The organism is Alteromonas sp. KUL106 (assembly GCF_009811415.1).
Taxonomy (GTDB): Bacteria; Pseudomonadota; Gammaproteobacteria; order Enterobacterales; family Alteromonadaceae; genus Alteromonas.
This window is the reverse complement of the sequence record NZ_BLIG01000027.1, coordinates 44,819-59,379: the sequence shown is the minus strand read 5'-3', so window position 1 is coordinate 59,379 and position 14,561 is coordinate 44,819. Positions and strand designations below refer to the sequence as shown.

Genomic DNA, 14,561 nt, shown 5'->3' with positions numbered 1-14,561 from the left:
TCCATGTATTTACTTTGTTTTTTATTGTTGGCCTGATAGTTGCTTTCTAAGTAGGTAGAATTCTATGTTGAAGTTAGGAAACAAAAATGAAATTAATTAAAGGGGCGATTCTCGCGCTAGCAACAATGATGACGGTAAACGCAAACGCTGCGTTTATCGATTTTACTGGATATTCAACTTCCAGCATTGCTAACCAGCACCACTCGGGAGATGCGACTCCAAGTGCTGATGGTTCAGAGTTGCTTTTGGACGGAAATCTATGGGTTTATATCACTGATACTTTTGAAATTCGTTCAGATACTATGCTTTATTTTACGCTAAATACATTTGGTGCAGAAGCAGAAGTATATGGTTTGGGTTTTAATAACGCCAACACAGTTACACCTAACACTTTTTTCCAGTTAGGCGGTAGCGAAACTTCTAGACAGAATCAGATTGCATCCTACACATTTGGTGATGGAGAAGTAGACTTTGTAATCGATGTTGGTTCATTTTTTACGGGTACGTTCAGAAATTTTGTGTTTATCTTGGACGCAGACAACGTTACCGGAACGAGTGCGACGTTCAGTAACGTAGAGCTTTGTTCTTCTGGTGATTTGTGCATTAGCACGCTTAATTCGTCTGTGACCACTGTCGATTCACCTTCACCAAGTGTTCTTTTAGGTATGTCGTTACTGCTTCTTTTAAGCGGTCGTCGAATTTTAAAATAAGATTATGGTTATAGTTAAAAACCGAAGTCGCTTTCGAGCACTTCGGTTTTTTGTTTGAAGAGACTTAAAATTTAATTGGCTTTTATAGTTCTTAAAGTCAAAACTAACATCCCCACCTGTCCTTAGCGTGTGCCAATACCTGTAGCTTCTTTTAAGGGCATAAAATTTAAGTTGCATCGGATGCAGTACGTTGTGTCATTCTTCATATTTTTCTTTGCAAATCATGCCGACGGAGTTTTTCAGTTATATGCTATTAGATCTGTTGTGTTCAGATTACTTTTAGGTCCAATGTTTTCGTAATTAATTGCGCTAGAGAATTTACTCCGGATTTTAAGTAGCGTTTAGGCTCTCGGAGTCACACTGTTAGTAAACACAGTATTGCGCTGCCTATGTTAGGCTTTTGACATAAATATCTGCGCGCATACCGCTGCAAAAGAATTTAATTTTCATGTATACATATTGGGTTGTTTCGTGTTGAGAAAGCCTTTGAGCTACACTTTTTTGCATGAGTAGCTAATATTATTCGAGTTAACTATTAATAAACTCAAAATTAATTGCTGTTCATGCTCAATAGGTTAACTGACGTTTTAAATGTCAATAAATTGCTTATTATTATGGCCGAAAGCAACCCAAGATTATTTATTTGAGAGGATGTCTGCTACTAGTTTCGATGCACCGTAAACTGATAAATGATCGTCATCAAAATATAACGCTCTACCGTCTTTCAAAGCATAGCAAAAGCTACTGTCGCAAAAGTGTTCGTATGGTTTGATAAATACTACATTTGAAGGGTATTCTGAATCATCAAAGTGGTTGATGATCGCTTTATTTCTTTCCAGATACCAATTTGTTTCGGTACCCCTCAAATTTTCGAAATCTAAGCCTTTGGTATATGCACTATCTATCATTTTAGTTATCGTTCTAGGAAGCTCTGGGACTGGATAAATTACTATAACGTGCTTTTTGTGTTTGGCTAACGCGATAATGGCGCGGTCTAAACTTTCGAGCACCTGTAGACTAGTCTGCGTGAGTCTCGCTGGCGGTAGCGCTGGATACAAGTGGTTGTCGCCACCATGAATTTGCGATGAGTAGCGATGAATGAATACCACATTTTCTATAGATTCATTCGTATTAACGTAATCTACTACATCGTTGTACCACCTTGCGCAGTTAGAAAAATCACGTCCCATTCCATATGATGGCCTACAGCCAGAAAAGCTAAATTGTTTCACTCCCTCTCCCTGTTCAGAAACTTTATCAGCTAAAGCGTATGCAATTTCTACGGAGTGACTATCGGCTAGAGTAGCCCATTTTATGCTCTTATCTTCAAAATACTCGCAGGAGTCGTTAGGCGGAATATATTTGTTAGTGTGGCACAGATCTCTTAAAGGGCTAGCTTTTACATCGCTAATAGCCGTTTGATATTCATTCGAAGAGCGACTGATAATACCATCAGTTGAAAAGACTATAATTGAAAGCGCCGCTATAAAAATCGAGCTTTGAAGTGGTTTATTCTTAAAACAACTTTTAAAAGTTGAATTGTGATTTTTCAGCTTTAATCGCTCAATGTATTGATAGCTAATGAAACCTAAAACCCCCGAAAATGCTAGGCCAAATACCGTATACAGTGGCCCAAGTTGCATTTTGTAGATAACTACCACCACGGGCCAATGCCAGAGATAAATTGAATAAGACCAAGATCCTAATTTTTGGAGGACAGAGTTGTTAAGTAGTGAAAAGTTATTTTGATTTGATGCAATAATTAAACAAGTACCTAACACGGGGAGTATAGCAGCATAGCCGGGCCAGGCTATGTTTTCTGAAAAGGCAACACACGACAAGAGGATAAGGCTAATACCTACATACTCAAAACACTTAGTTGTTTTCGATTGCACTTTTGAGCCAAAGAAGTACGTCAGTCCGCCAGCGAGCATTTCCCAAGCTCTCGTAGGTAAAGCAAAATAAGAAAGTTCAGGGTTACGCGAGCTCAACCACATGCAAAGACCCAAACTACTCAAAGTTGCTGACGCCAGTATCAATGGAATAAACTTTCTAGCGAACAGTTTAAATATAATGACCATTGCGACAGGATAGATTAGGTAAAATTGCCACTCTACAGAAAGTGACCATGTGTGTAATAACCAATTTTCTAGAGAGTCTTCAGCGAAGTAGCCGGACTCTTTGTAATAAACAAGGTTTGATATAAATAAAGAAGAAGCTAATATCTGTTTAGCTAGTTTTTCGTACTCGACAGGCGTGATTAAAAATAATCCTAGAATGAGTAGTGTAAAGCATAGCGTTAGCAATGCGGGTAAAATTCTATTTGCTCTAGCCAGGTAAAAATCCCAAATATTGAACCTGTTAGCATCGAGTTTTGTAATTATGATAGAGGTCATTAAATAACCGGAGATAACGAAAAAAACGTCTACCCCTACAAAACCACCAGGTAAACTTTCAGGTATAAAATGGTAAATCACCACTGATAGGACCGCTAAAGCGCGTATGCCGTTAATATCGTAACGAAAAGTCATGCTATTTCTTTTTCTAGTTCAAGCTTGCTATTTTTCTTAGTCTACATTAAAGCCTCATGATTATTCACTATTATGTTTGTTATATTAAACGTTAAAACTTTCTATTAGTAACCGAAACTAGTGTTAATTGAATCCTCAGTGCTATTTAGCTTGCTGCCGTTTTTTTCAGCAATGGTTTAAAGCCATGATCATATATATGAATTAAGCCATTATAGTTGCTTACTTCATATAGAAAGCGGCCATCAAGAGACCGTCTAATCTGTAGCTGGTAATAATGCATCTTTTCGCGAAAAATTAGGAATTTTATATTCATCAGCTTTAAACAGAGTTGGGTTCTGCATGCTTTTAAGTGATCTTATGTAATCTAGATCATGAGTGTAGGGATGTTCGATAACATTATCAAAGTCAACCTCTAGTCGAGTACCCATAGCCGCCTCATTGTGACAGAGGTCGTTAGTTGACGTGCTGCCTGAATACTTTTCTTTATCGAGAATACAGTAACCTACATTATTATCTTTAAATTGAGTAAAGAAGATATTGTTTTGCGTAGTAACCCAAAATGTAGTGTCGTTATCAACTCTGGATGCAGCAATACCGTTACGTTTAACGTCAATCACATTTTCGAATATAAAGGTTCTGCCCGCTGGCCTAGAAATTAATCCGCCTGCTTTTATTGCAGTCCACTCTTTGCCTGTTTCGTCACCTAGATTATGTATGTAGTTATGAAAAAGGTAGCTAGGGCCTAACATATTTGGCGCTATGCTTATGCCAGTATAGCCTTGCTCCATTTCATTGTCGTACACCAACACATTTTGTTGTCCGCCATCTATTTCTATTAGATCGTCATTTGCATACGCTAAGTAATTTCCGTAAATTGCTGAGTTTTTAACGAAGCCACCACGTCTTTCGAAATTTTTTCTGCCCTCAATAACATCATTGAACCTATGATCTGGCGCGCCGTAAAGGCGATTATTTCTAATAATGAATTCACCTCGGTAGGCGTCGCTGTCGTGGTATGCCCAAACTTGTAGCGCATTCGCACCTTTAGGGTGACCGACTGCCCAGCTATTTGCACCCAAGTTAGGGCTATGTACCTCACAGTCTTCAATTACCGCAATACCACTTCGTTCTAGATAAATACCGGAATCGTAATTAATGGGGGAGTTACTAGTCTCGCTCGAGTATGCTACGCCGCCCCTAATGTCTACAGCTACTCTACCATAACCAGAAACATTGCAGCCCTTAATCCAAACATGGTGTGCTTTCTTTGCAAATATACCGTATCGCTGTCCTCCCTTAACAGTAAGGTTTTCTAGCATCACGTATGAATTGTTACCAATATTCACAGCTGCGAGAACATCGCTACCAGCTTCAATAACGGGGCCATCACCAATAATCTTCGCGTAGCCATCTTCGCTACCTTCTATATTTAGCGCTTCTAAATCCAGTTGGCCACCAGAATAAATTTCTGAAAGGTAATAAATTTTATTGGGGTCGATAGGGGGGGTGTTGGGCTTTGTAGCTGTTTGAAATGTATGCTCCACTACGTCGCCATAAACATCCGTAATGGTCACTTCTATATGGTACGTAGTGTTTGCTTCTAGATACACTATGCTTCCAGCGAACGACCCGTAAATGGGCTCCCACGCTAGGTCTAACCCCTCACGCCAATATGTATCATCATCAGCCCTAAATTTAACGGCGGCAGTACTTTCCTCATCCTGGCCGTAAATAACTAACCCTATCGAGTTGATAAGCGGGGTAGCGGTATCTTCAAACCCAGAAGCCGATGCGGCAAAAACCAATGAAGGGTCTAGCCCCGCAGTTATGGCAGACTCGTAAATATCGTTTTTGCTTAAGCCCGAGTAAGTTGAAATTATTTTCATCCACTTTGCAGTATCAATGGGATACAAAGCAAATAGAGCGGAGGCTTGATTAGAGGTTATATTGGCAAACCGCGCTTTCTTTTCTTCTTCACTTATAGATGGGCTAGGTATTAACACGTGTTGCCTATACAACTGGGCTATCTCGTCTTCGTACTTTTCAACAACGGTTGATAGGTTTTTCGGGCCTTTATAGTTAGCCAGTAATGAGCTTACGGTTTTATTGTCGCTTGTGTTCGTATGAATATAGTTATACAAAATATCACCGGGTTGGTCCCCCTTTGTATAATATTTGTTCATAGTGGCACAAGAAAGCATTAAAAATGGCAGTAAAGCAATTAAAGTGAAGCTAAAAATAGTTGGCTTTGAGTTAGCAGAGAGCATGGTATATCCCTATAGATTGAAAAGCATGAAAAGAAAACTAGGGCTGTTTTAAAAGGGTAGTGCTAACGCTGTTACGTAGCAAGTTGAACATGGGGATTTTTACGCTAAGCTTTTATAGTACCTTTTATTTCATGTCGTGCATGTTGCTATTCGCTACCTATTGAAGTTCAACAGTATTAGATCATTATTTTATACAAGGGTTCTTGGAACTTACTTTTTTCAAATACGAAAACTAAGTCGTTGTACTGTGCAGAATAGAAGAGAAATAAAGAACAAATAGAAGTCAGTGGCTAGTGCTAATTAACTAACCTCTTGACTCACTTGTTTGATACGTTTGATAAATCTGAGTAAACCGCCAACACTTGGCTTACCCAAAGCAAGGTCTTTATCTAGCATGAAACTGGTGATGCGAAGTCAAGCAGCGCGTTGATGAATAGAGTATCGTCCCCAACCATTAGAAAAGACAAATGCGAAGTAGAACTCCTGAGTAGACACGTCGTCCACAGAAAACCCACAAATTTTCGCCATTATCAGCTATATAGGGTAGCGGTAATGTCAGTCACTCGTGTAAACTACCGCTTTTATTTCAGGCAAGCCTTAGCGCACAGAATACTTCTTCCTATGCTTTGGCCATGCAGTCATCATGTAAATTGAGGAAAACATGGAGCTTGACGCCATTATCAATCAGGCACAAAGCCAGATTGACGCTGCAGAAGATGCAGCCACATTAGACCAAGTTAGGGTCGAATTCATGGGTAAGAAAGGTAAACTTACCGACTTACTTAAAGGGCTTGGAAAGTTATCGAACGAAGAACGTCCTGCCGCGGGCCAAAAGATTAACCAAGCTAAGCAAGTTATTCAGCAAGCTATCTCTGCAAAAGGTGAGTTTTTACGCGCTGAAGAGCTAAACAAAAAGCTAGCAGAGGAAGCGGTAGACGTAACCTTGCCTGGTCGTACAGAGAAGCCAGGTAATTTGCACCCGGTTAGCCGCACGATTGCGCGTATTGAATCTTTCTTTGGTGAGCTTGGCTTTTCAGTTAAGACTGGCCCTGAAATTGAAGATGGTTTTCACAACTTCGATGCACTGAACATTCCTGCGAATCACCCAGCGCGTGCCGATCACGACACCTTCTATTTTAACCCAGACATGATGCTTCGTACGCAAACTTCTGGTGTTCAAATTCGCACTATGGAAGTGGAAAAGCCGCCATTGCGTATTATCTCGCCAGGGCGCGTGTATCGTAACGACTACGATCAAACCCACACGCCAATGTTCCACCAAGTGGAAGGTTTAATGGTTGATAAGAACGTGAGCTTTACCGACCTTAAAGGTATTTTGCACGACTTCTTACATCACTTCTTTGAAGAGTCGCTAGAAATTCGCTTCCGTCCGTCTTACTTCCCGTTTACTGAGCCTTCAGCTGAAGTAGACGTTATGGGTAAAAACGGTCAGTGGCTTGAAGTATTGGGCTGTGGCATGGTGCACCCCAATGTACTTAAAGCGGTGGGTATCGACCCAGAAGAGTACACAGGTTTTGCCTTTGGTATGGGCGTAGAACGTTTAACTATGCTTCGTTACGGTGTTAACGACTTGCGCGCGTTCTTTGAAAACGATCTTCGTTTCCTTAAGCAGTTCAACTAAGGCAGAAAGTACACATGAAATTCAGTGAAAAATGGTTAAGAGAGTGGGTTAACCCGTCGCTGTCGGCACATGAGCTGTCTGAACAGTTGAGTATGGCTGGCCTAGAAGTAGACGGTGTTGAGCCAGTAGCAGGCGATTTTAAAGGCGTGCTAGTGGGTGAAGTTGTTGAGTGCGGTCAGCACCCGAACGCCGATAAACTGCGCGTAACGAAAATTAACGTAGGTGGCGATGAGCTACTTGATATCGTTTGTGGTGCACCTAACTGCCGTCAGGGCATTAAAGTTGCGGTAGCGGTTGTTGGCGCTGTATTGCCGGGCGATTTTAAAATTAAAAAAGCGAAGCTTCGCGGCGAACCATCTTTTGGCATGCTATGTAGCTTCTCTGAGTTAGGTATTAGCGATGACCACGATGGTATTATCGAGCTTCCAGCCGATGCACCTATTGGCGCAGACATTCGCGATTACCTTGGTCTTGATGACAACGCTATTGAAGTAGACCTAACGCCAAACCGTGCAGATTGCTTAGGTATTCGCGGTATTGCCCGTGAAGTTGGCGTGTTAAACAATCTTGATGTTTGCGAGCCTGAAGTAGCCGCGGTAGATGCGACTATTGATGATAAATTATCGATTACGCTAAGCGCCGATGATGCATGCCCACGTTATTTGGGCCGTGTGGTTAAGGGCGTTAACGTTCAAGCTGCATCGCCTCTGTGGTTGGTTGAAAAGCTACGTCGTTGCGGTATTCGCAGCATCGACCCCATCGTAGATGTAACTAACTTTGTATTGCTAGAGCTTGGCCAACCAATGCACGCGTTTAACCTTGCCAGTATTGAAGGCAACATTAACGTGCGTATGGCCAACGAAGGCGAAACACTTACGCTACTTGACGAAACCGAAGCTAAGTTACAAAGCAATACTTTAGTGATTGCGGATGACAACAAAGCGCTAGCGATGGCCGGTATTTTCGGTGGCCTACACTCAGGTGTAACGGCTGAAACTAAAGACATCTTGCTTGAGAGTGCGTTCTTTAGCCGCGATGCGATTATGGGCCGTGCCCGTCAGTACGGTTTACATACCGATGCGTCGCACCGCTACGAGCGCGGCGTAGACCCTCAGCTTCAGCGTAAAGCCATGGAGCGTGCTACTGCACTGGTACTTGAAATTTGTGGTGGTGAAGCGGGCCCTGTGGTTGAAGCAGTAGCTGAAGATAAACTGCCTAAACAAGCCACTGTTACACTTCGCCGTGAACGTTTAACTCGTGTTCTAGGTATTAGCATCGACGATGCAAAAGTAACGGAAATGCTTAACCGTCTTGGTTTAGACGTGACGCAAACAGAAGCAGGCTGGGAAGCGGTTGCGCCAAGCTATCGTTTCGATATTTCAATTGAAGAAGATTTGATTGAAGAAATTGCGCGTGTATATGGCTATAACAACATTCCAAACGTTGCGCCAAAAGCGACGCTTGCTATGTTGCCTTCGCAAGAGGCGAAACTGCCGTTAAACACCATGAAGTCGTTGTTGCTTAGCCGCGGCTATAATGAAGCGATTACGTATTCGTTTGTTGACCCTAAAATTCAAAACGCGTTATTCCCAGATGCAAAAGGTATGGTGCTACCACACCCTATTTCATCTGATATGTCGGTAATGCGCGTTAGTTTATGGCCAGGATTATTAGGCGCAGCGGCTTATAATCAGAAGCGTCAGCAACAGCGCGTTCGCATGTTTGAAACCGGATTACGCTTTATTCCTCAACAAGATGCGCCAAATGGTGTATTGCAACAGCAAGTAATTGGTGGTGTAGTAGCAGGGCGTCGTAATGAAGAACATTGGGATTTGGGCGACAGCCCAGTTGATTTCTTCGATGCAAAAGCAGACGTTGAGGCGTTATTGGCGCTTACGGGTAAAACCGGTGAGTTTCAGTTCGTAACAGGGCAGCACAGTGCGCTTCACCCTGGTATGACTGCAAAAATTTTGCTTAATGATGAAGAAGTTGGCTATATTGGTGCTATACACCCGCAGTTTACTAAATTGTTAGGTGTTAACGGCCGTGTATTTGTGTTCGAACTCGTGGTAGATGCGATTACAGAGCGCAAATTACCGTCGGCGGTACCTGTATCGCGCTTCCCATCGAATCGCCGTGATATTGCTATTACGGTTAAAGATGAAGTGCGTGTAGGGAATGTTCTTTCTTACATAGAAAATATTGGCGTAAATCAACTAGTTGCTCTAAACTTGTTCGATGAGTACAAAGGCAAGGGAATTGAGCCTGGCTACAAGAGCCTTGCTTTGTCACTTCATTTACAAGATCCGGATAAAACCTTGGAAGAAGCTGAGATTCAGCAAGCTGTAGATACTGTGGTTAGAGGTCTGGAATCTGAGTTTGGGGCCGCGTTAAGAGAGTAAACTATGGCATTGACCAAAGCCGAGATGGCTGAACACCTATTCGAGAAACTAGGCATTAACAAGCGTGATGCGAAGGATCTGGTAGAGCTTTTTTTCGAAGAGATTAAAGGCGCTCTGGAATCTGGTGAGCAAGTAAAACTGTCAGGTTTTGGCAACTTTGACCTGCGTGATAAAAACGAACGTCCTGGCCGCAACCCTAAAACCGGTGAAGACATTCCAATTAAAGCGCGTCGTGTGGTTACCTTCCGCCCGGGTCAAAAATTGAAAAGCCGAGTTGAAAACTCCGAGCCTGTCGACCAATAATCTTTAGGTCGTTACAATACGAAAAAAGAGCGGGATCTCTCGCTCTTTTTGTATTGCTTCTTTTCAAGTGCAGCCGCACCTATATTCATATGCTACTTCTTTGGAGGAAAGTGTGAAAAAAGCACTTGTTGTTCTTGCTATTATTTTTGCAGCTACTTTTTCTTGGTTTGCCTATTTGTCACTCGATGCAGACAAACGAGACCAAGAAGCAGCACAGGTACCGCTTATTACGGTAATGGAAATTCTTCACGCAAGCGATTTGCAGGAAGGGGTTAAGCAGGCCGTGAAAGATGAGAATTTCGAAGTAGTAGATTCTTGGATGGCACAAGCCCGTGAAGTAGGGCAGGCTGCCAACTTGTCGTCTGAAGATATGGATTATCTTATTTCAGAAACTGCGAAAGACTACGTGGTATTTAATGCTAAACGACAGCTGTATAACGAAGCCTTTGAAGCGCGTTATTATGCGCTGGAAGAGGTAGAAACGCTTAAAGAGCAATATCCGCAAGCCAAAGACTTGTTTCCTCGCACTGATGCACTGATTGAAAAGCGTGATGCGATTATTCAACAAATTGCTGTAGCTATCTCGGGCAACGAACAGCCTGATGAAGCAGCGCTTGAAGAAGCGCGCAAGCAGTGGTTAGTGCAGGCGGCCAATTAGGTTATGACTTAGGCTGTTACTCGCGCTGCACTCAAACACTAATTCACTAGAAACCTATACCCCAGACCAGTTTCATACTCCTTCCTACTTTTCATAATATAGATCTTTTGAAAGCTTAATTTGAAAGTGTACGCAATTTGGCGTACATTTGGTGTGCGCATGGAGTGCTGGGTGGGTTACAAGGAAATAAAAAGGCAGGTCATTTACTGTTTAAATAAAGGATACGTTTCCCATGAGCAAAGAAACGATATTGATGTTAAGAACCTATTAGCAATTGGCCAAGTGTCACTTGACGAGGTTGCTGAAATTATAGGTCGAAGTCGAGGGAACGAATATTCTTCTAGCCCCCATTATTTTGATGACCGCATTACAGTACACATAATAAAAACAAGGCGAGGCGGTCATAGTTGGTATGTTAAATGGTATTTCGTAGAGCCGAATAGCGTTTTTATTAGCGTCCATCATTAAGGGAAAGATATGAAAATTTTCAAAGTAGGTGAGTCGCAGAAAGCGGCATGCAGCACGTGCCAATCATTTGAAAATGCGACATTTCAATTAAGAGATGTTCCTTTCAGTGATGGTACTGGTGTAGTTAAGAAGGTTTTAGTTGGGGTATGTGATAAGTGCGGAAGTGTGATTGTGTTACCTCATCAATCCACGCCTGCGGTTAAACGTCAATATGAAGCAAAGCGTAAGCCTGTTGAAGGGCGTTTACCTGCGCATCTAATCGATATTCTAAATTTAGCGACAATGGAAATTGGCGCAACTACAGACTTTGTTCCAAGCATGATGAAGTACTACATTCACTCATTGTCTGAAGATGAAAAGTCAGCGAAAAAAATAGCGAGTTATCTTCAGAGTGACTTGGCAACAGGCAGATCAGAAAAGCGCTTATCGTTAAAAGGGCGTAAGATTTTCGAAGACATAGAGCATCTTAAATCACTATCGCATATAGAAAACACCACTGATTTACTGAAAGGTATTATCCTAAAGATAAACGAAGATGTGTTGATTAAAAAAAGGCTTAAACCAATCGAAAACCTTAAGAATATAATGGCGGCAGTTGTATAAACAAATACCGCGTTGTTAGTTTTTGCTAATGCAGCTTACGATATATTGGATTGTACAAAGCTAACTTACGGAAATATCCGAAAATTTAGCGCTTGTCAGCAAAGCCAAATCAGCAGGGGCCAGGGCCACTTCTAACCCACGCTTTCCAGCGCTTACGTGCATTGTAGTAAGGCTTTCAGCGCTATTGTGAATCACGCTGGCTAAGCGCTTTTTCTGGGCCAACGGGCTTACCCCACCTAATACATACCCCGTGGCAACCATTACCGCGTTTGCTTGGGCCATCTCTACCTTTTTTACACCTAACGCTTTTGCCATTTTCTTTTCACTTAGCTTGGTGTTTACGGGCACCACGGCAACGGCCAGTTTATTGGTGTCAGTGCTCACTACTAAGGTTTTAAATACGGTATCGGCGTTAAGGTTTAGTTTTTCAACGGCTTCCAACCCGTAGGATGCAGCACTAGCATCGTGTTCATACTTCAACACCGTATGCGCGACACGTTTTTTAGTCAGTAATGTGATTGCAGGCGTCATTCAACCTCTTTTTTATAAAATGTGCGGCTGTATACCGGCGCGCTGGGTAAGAGCGGGGTTGCAGCATGGGTTGCATAATCGTCAAAGCCAGCTGTAAAAAATTCTGACAATGGGTGGCCCGATTGACCGCCAGGTAAGGTTAAAATAGCGTCTTCTAAATGACTGGGGCTAACAAATAAACGTTCAGACGCACCAAAACTTGGCGCTTGAACTGCAGGCATGTAAGTGTCGCCAAAGCCATCTACTTGCTGCATGTTGAGCATGTTTCCAATTAGCGGAATTTGACTGGCGAATGGATGTTTAACAGAAAGTGCATTAACCTTGCCCCACGCCAAGGCTTCCATGTTTGCTTCTACCGGTGAGTATTTGTCTAGAAGCTTGTGTTTGGCCCGTCGGTAAGCGTCTACCAATAGCTCGTCAAAACTGTCTGTACCGGCGGGTAGCCAAGAATCAGGCTGACTGTGAATAAGTTGCCACGTAGCGGGCTCAATGCCCCTTAGCAGCGTACGGCTGTTTACGCCTTGTTCGTCTAAGTTTAAAAGCAAGCCACCAAAAAGGGTTTGTACTACCTCTTGCCTGAAGTGTTTAACCAGTGTGTAGCCAACCGAGTCTTCACAGGCGCATTCGCCCCACGTATTGAGATACGCGAGGTCGGGCTTAAATTCAATATCCTGCACGTTCAGCAAACCATATAAAAGGTGCTGCCATGGAATAAGAAAGCGGGCATGGTTATCTAGCTGTATGGCGTAAAAGTCAGTTTCACTAAAGGTATCTTTTTCAAATAGCCGGTCTCTGATTTGTTGACCCCGTGCGCCAAGCGCATAGCCGCCATCACCCCATACTTTAAAGTCGTCAGCAGAAATAACTCTGGCATTTGCGGTCCATATTCTTCCCATACTAGGGTTAGATACTATGGGCAAGTTTGCCGCGCGCTGTGGCGCTGTATCAGCCACGTCTTGTTCTTTCACGGCCGTGAATGAGGCTTGCTGTCTGTGTAAAACAGCCCCACCTGGAAGCCATGCTGCATTGCCGCTTTCATCTACAATGACAAGATTTTGTGTTGGAATAGCAATACGCTTGGCAACGTTAATAGCCGCTTCAACTGTGTTTGCTGTACCGAAATTCACAATACTCAAGTTAGCAGCAAAGGGATGGTGGGCTACCCAGTTGAGTGCATAGCGCTTGCCATTAAGCACTTTAACCGGGCCATACGCACTTACCTCAAATTTGAATTCATGTTCGCCGTCGGGTAAAGGAATACGCTCTGTTACTGTAGTAGTTGGTGTTGTTTCATCTAGCTCAATCCAGTCTACATTATCTAGGTTGGCGTTAGTAAAACCCCAGGCAATATGCCCATTGGTACCCACCACAATGCCGGGCAAACCGGGTAGCGATACGCCGGTAACTTGTACATTGCTTCCTGACTCTTGATAGTTAAGCTGGGCGCGATACCAAATGATGGGCACGCGCAGACCCAGATGCATGTCGTTCGCCAAAAGGCCTGCACCCGTTGAGGTGTGTTCGCCTGTTACTGCCCAGTTGTTGCTGCCAATATCAGGAAGCTCAGTGCCATTATACTGTGCACGGGCAATTGCCGTATTCATGCTATTTAGGTTTCGGAGTACTTTTGCAGGCTCAAATTCTATAGTGAGGCTATGTTGGCTACTCTCTTGGCTACTTTGGCTAACGTTGTTTTCAGTGCTGGTATCTTTGCTCTCAGCCGTAGAACGAAGAAACGCCGGATAGGGAGGGATTTCAGCATCGAGCAAGGGGATTTCACTGGCATCTAAGGCCGCTTGATAGTTGCTTGGCTGCGTAATAAACCGATACATGTCGTTGCCAAACGTTGAAAGCAGTGCCTCTCTGGTTAAATCAAGCTCCACTTGAGTGCCTTGTAAATCTAAATACATGCTGTAGATAACAAGAATGCTGTCGGTAGGCTGCCACTGTTTTACGTCAACGCCTGCGGCTAGGTACTCAAATGGCGGTAAGGTGTATTCAGACAGTGCATCGTTTACACCATGGGCATAACGTTCTAGCAGCGCTTGTTGTTTTGAGGGAAGGCTATTAAAGACCGCCTTTGCCCGATTTTCAAATTGGTGAAAGCGGGCTTTTTTATCAACATCAAGTGCAATGTCGCCAACCCATTGTGACAAATTGCCCGAAGCGGCGCGACGCTGAAGATCCATTTGAAAGAACCGGTCTTGCGCATGAGCAAAGCCTAATGCATAAGCCGCATCGAAAATGTCGTTAGCGTTAATGACCGCGTGGCCTAATTTATCGCGGCTTAAATCGGTAGGCGCGTTGACATGATAAGTGGCGCTATTTCCCTCAAGCGCCGGCAAGCTTAAGCGAAGAGAAGTGTAAATGCCTAATGCTGTTAACATAAGCAGTGTTAAAACACCTAAAACCAACCACTTGAACCAATTTATCACGTGTAAAACTC

At 43.0% G+C, this 14,561-nt stretch carries 10 protein-coding genes; 6 read left to right on the top strand and 4 right to left on the bottom strand.

Annotated features, from left to right (window positions below):
* Window positions 1-86: 86 nt before the first annotated feature.
* Window positions 87-710, top strand: coding sequence for a hypothetical protein (locus GVO63_RS10115; RefSeq protein ID WP_159579592.1), 624 nt, complete (start codon window positions 87-89; stop codon window positions 708-710).
* Between the two features lie 635 nt (window positions 711-1,345).
* Here GVO63_RS10115 and GVO63_RS10110 read toward each other — a convergent pair.
* Together GVO63_RS10110 and GVO63_RS10105 are read right to left on the bottom strand one after the other, a co-directional pair.
* On the bottom strand, window positions 1,346-3,241 hold the full coding sequence (locus GVO63_RS10110; RefSeq protein WP_159579590.1) for an acyltransferase family protein: 1,896 nt from the start codon (window positions 3,239-3,241) through the stop codon (window positions 1,346-1,348).
* Window positions 3,242-3,495: 254 nt separating this feature from the next.
* Window positions 3,496-5,424 (bottom strand): right-handed parallel beta-helix repeat-containing protein, encoded by a 1,929-nt coding sequence (locus GVO63_RS10105; protein WP_236552115.1) that lies wholly within the window; start codon window positions 5,422-5,424, stop codon window positions 3,496-3,498.
* Between the two features lie 745 nt (window positions 5,425-6,169).
* Here GVO63_RS10105 and pheS point away from each other — a divergent pair.
* From pheS to GVO63_RS10080, 5 genes are all read left to right on the top strand, one after another.
* Entirely contained in the window at window positions 6,170-7,150 is a 981-nt protein-coding gene (gene pheS / locus GVO63_RS10100; protein ID WP_159579589.1) for a phenylalanine--tRNA ligase subunit alpha, read from the top strand.
* A 14-nt stretch (window positions 7,151-7,164) separates the two neighbouring features.
* Window positions 7,165-9,552, top strand: a complete 2,388-nt coding sequence (gene pheT, locus GVO63_RS10095) for a phenylalanine--tRNA ligase subunit beta (protein ID WP_159579587.1) — start codon at window positions 7,165-7,167, stop codon at window positions 9,550-9,552.
* 3 nt (window positions 9,553-9,555) lie between these two features.
* A complete protein-coding gene (ihfA, locus tag GVO63_RS10090; RefSeq protein WP_012518129.1) occupies window positions 9,556-9,855 on the top strand; it encodes an integration host factor subunit alpha in 300 nt (99 codons plus the stop codon).
* Window positions 9,856-9,967: 112 nt separating this feature from the next.
* Window positions 9,968-10,513, top strand: coding sequence for a hypothetical protein (locus GVO63_RS10085; protein WP_159579585.1), 546 nt, complete (start codon window positions 9,968-9,970; stop codon window positions 10,511-10,513).
* Between the two features lie 477 nt (window positions 10,514-10,990).
* The gene (locus GVO63_RS10080) at window positions 10,991-11,584 is read left to right on the top strand and encodes a hypothetical protein (RefSeq protein WP_159579583.1); all 594 of its coding nucleotides are present in this window, start codon (window positions 10,991-10,993) and stop codon (window positions 11,582-11,584) included.
* Between the two features lie 60 nt (window positions 11,585-11,644).
* Here GVO63_RS10080 and ybaK read toward each other — a convergent pair whose 3' ends face one another.
* Entirely contained in the window at window positions 11,645-12,115 is a 471-nt protein-coding gene (gene ybaK, locus GVO63_RS10075) for a Cys-tRNA(Pro) deacylase (protein ID WP_159579581.1), read from the bottom strand.
* On the bottom strand, window positions 12,112-14,550 hold the full coding sequence (locus GVO63_RS10070) for a penicillin acylase family protein (RefSeq protein WP_159579579.1): 2,439 nt from the start codon (window positions 14,548-14,550) through the stop codon (window positions 12,112-12,114). The genes ybaK and GVO63_RS10070 overlap by 4 nt, the downstream gene beginning before the upstream one ends.
* Window positions 14,551-14,561 lie beyond the last annotated feature (11 nt).

Coding starts and splice junctions, on each gene's coding strand:
- GVO63_RS10115 (WP_159579592.1), top strand. CDS start 87: ATGAAATTAATTAAAGGGGCGATTCTCGCGCTAGCAACAATGATGACG.
- GVO63_RS10110 (WP_159579590.1), bottom strand. CDS start 3,241: ATGACTTTTCGTTACGATATTAACGGCATACGCGCTTTAGCGGTCCTA.
- GVO63_RS10105 (WP_236552115.1), bottom strand. CDS start 5,424: ATGAACAAATATTATACAAAGGGGGACCAACCCGGTGATATTTTGTAT.
- pheS (WP_159579589.1), top strand. CDS start 6,170: ATGGAGCTTGACGCCATTATCAATCAGGCACAAAGCCAGATTGACGCT.
- pheT (WP_159579587.1), top strand. CDS start 7,165: ATGAAATTCAGTGAAAAATGGTTAAGAGAGTGGGTTAACCCGTCGCTG.
- ihfA (WP_012518129.1), top strand. CDS start 9,556: ATGGCATTGACCAAAGCCGAGATGGCTGAACACCTATTCGAGAAACTA.
- GVO63_RS10080 (WP_159579583.1), top strand. CDS start 10,991: ATGAAAATTTTCAAAGTAGGTGAGTCGCAGAAAGCGGCATGCAGCACG.
- ybaK (WP_159579581.1), bottom strand. CDS start 12,115: ATGACGCCTGCAATCACATTACTGACTAAAAAACGTGTCGCGCATACG.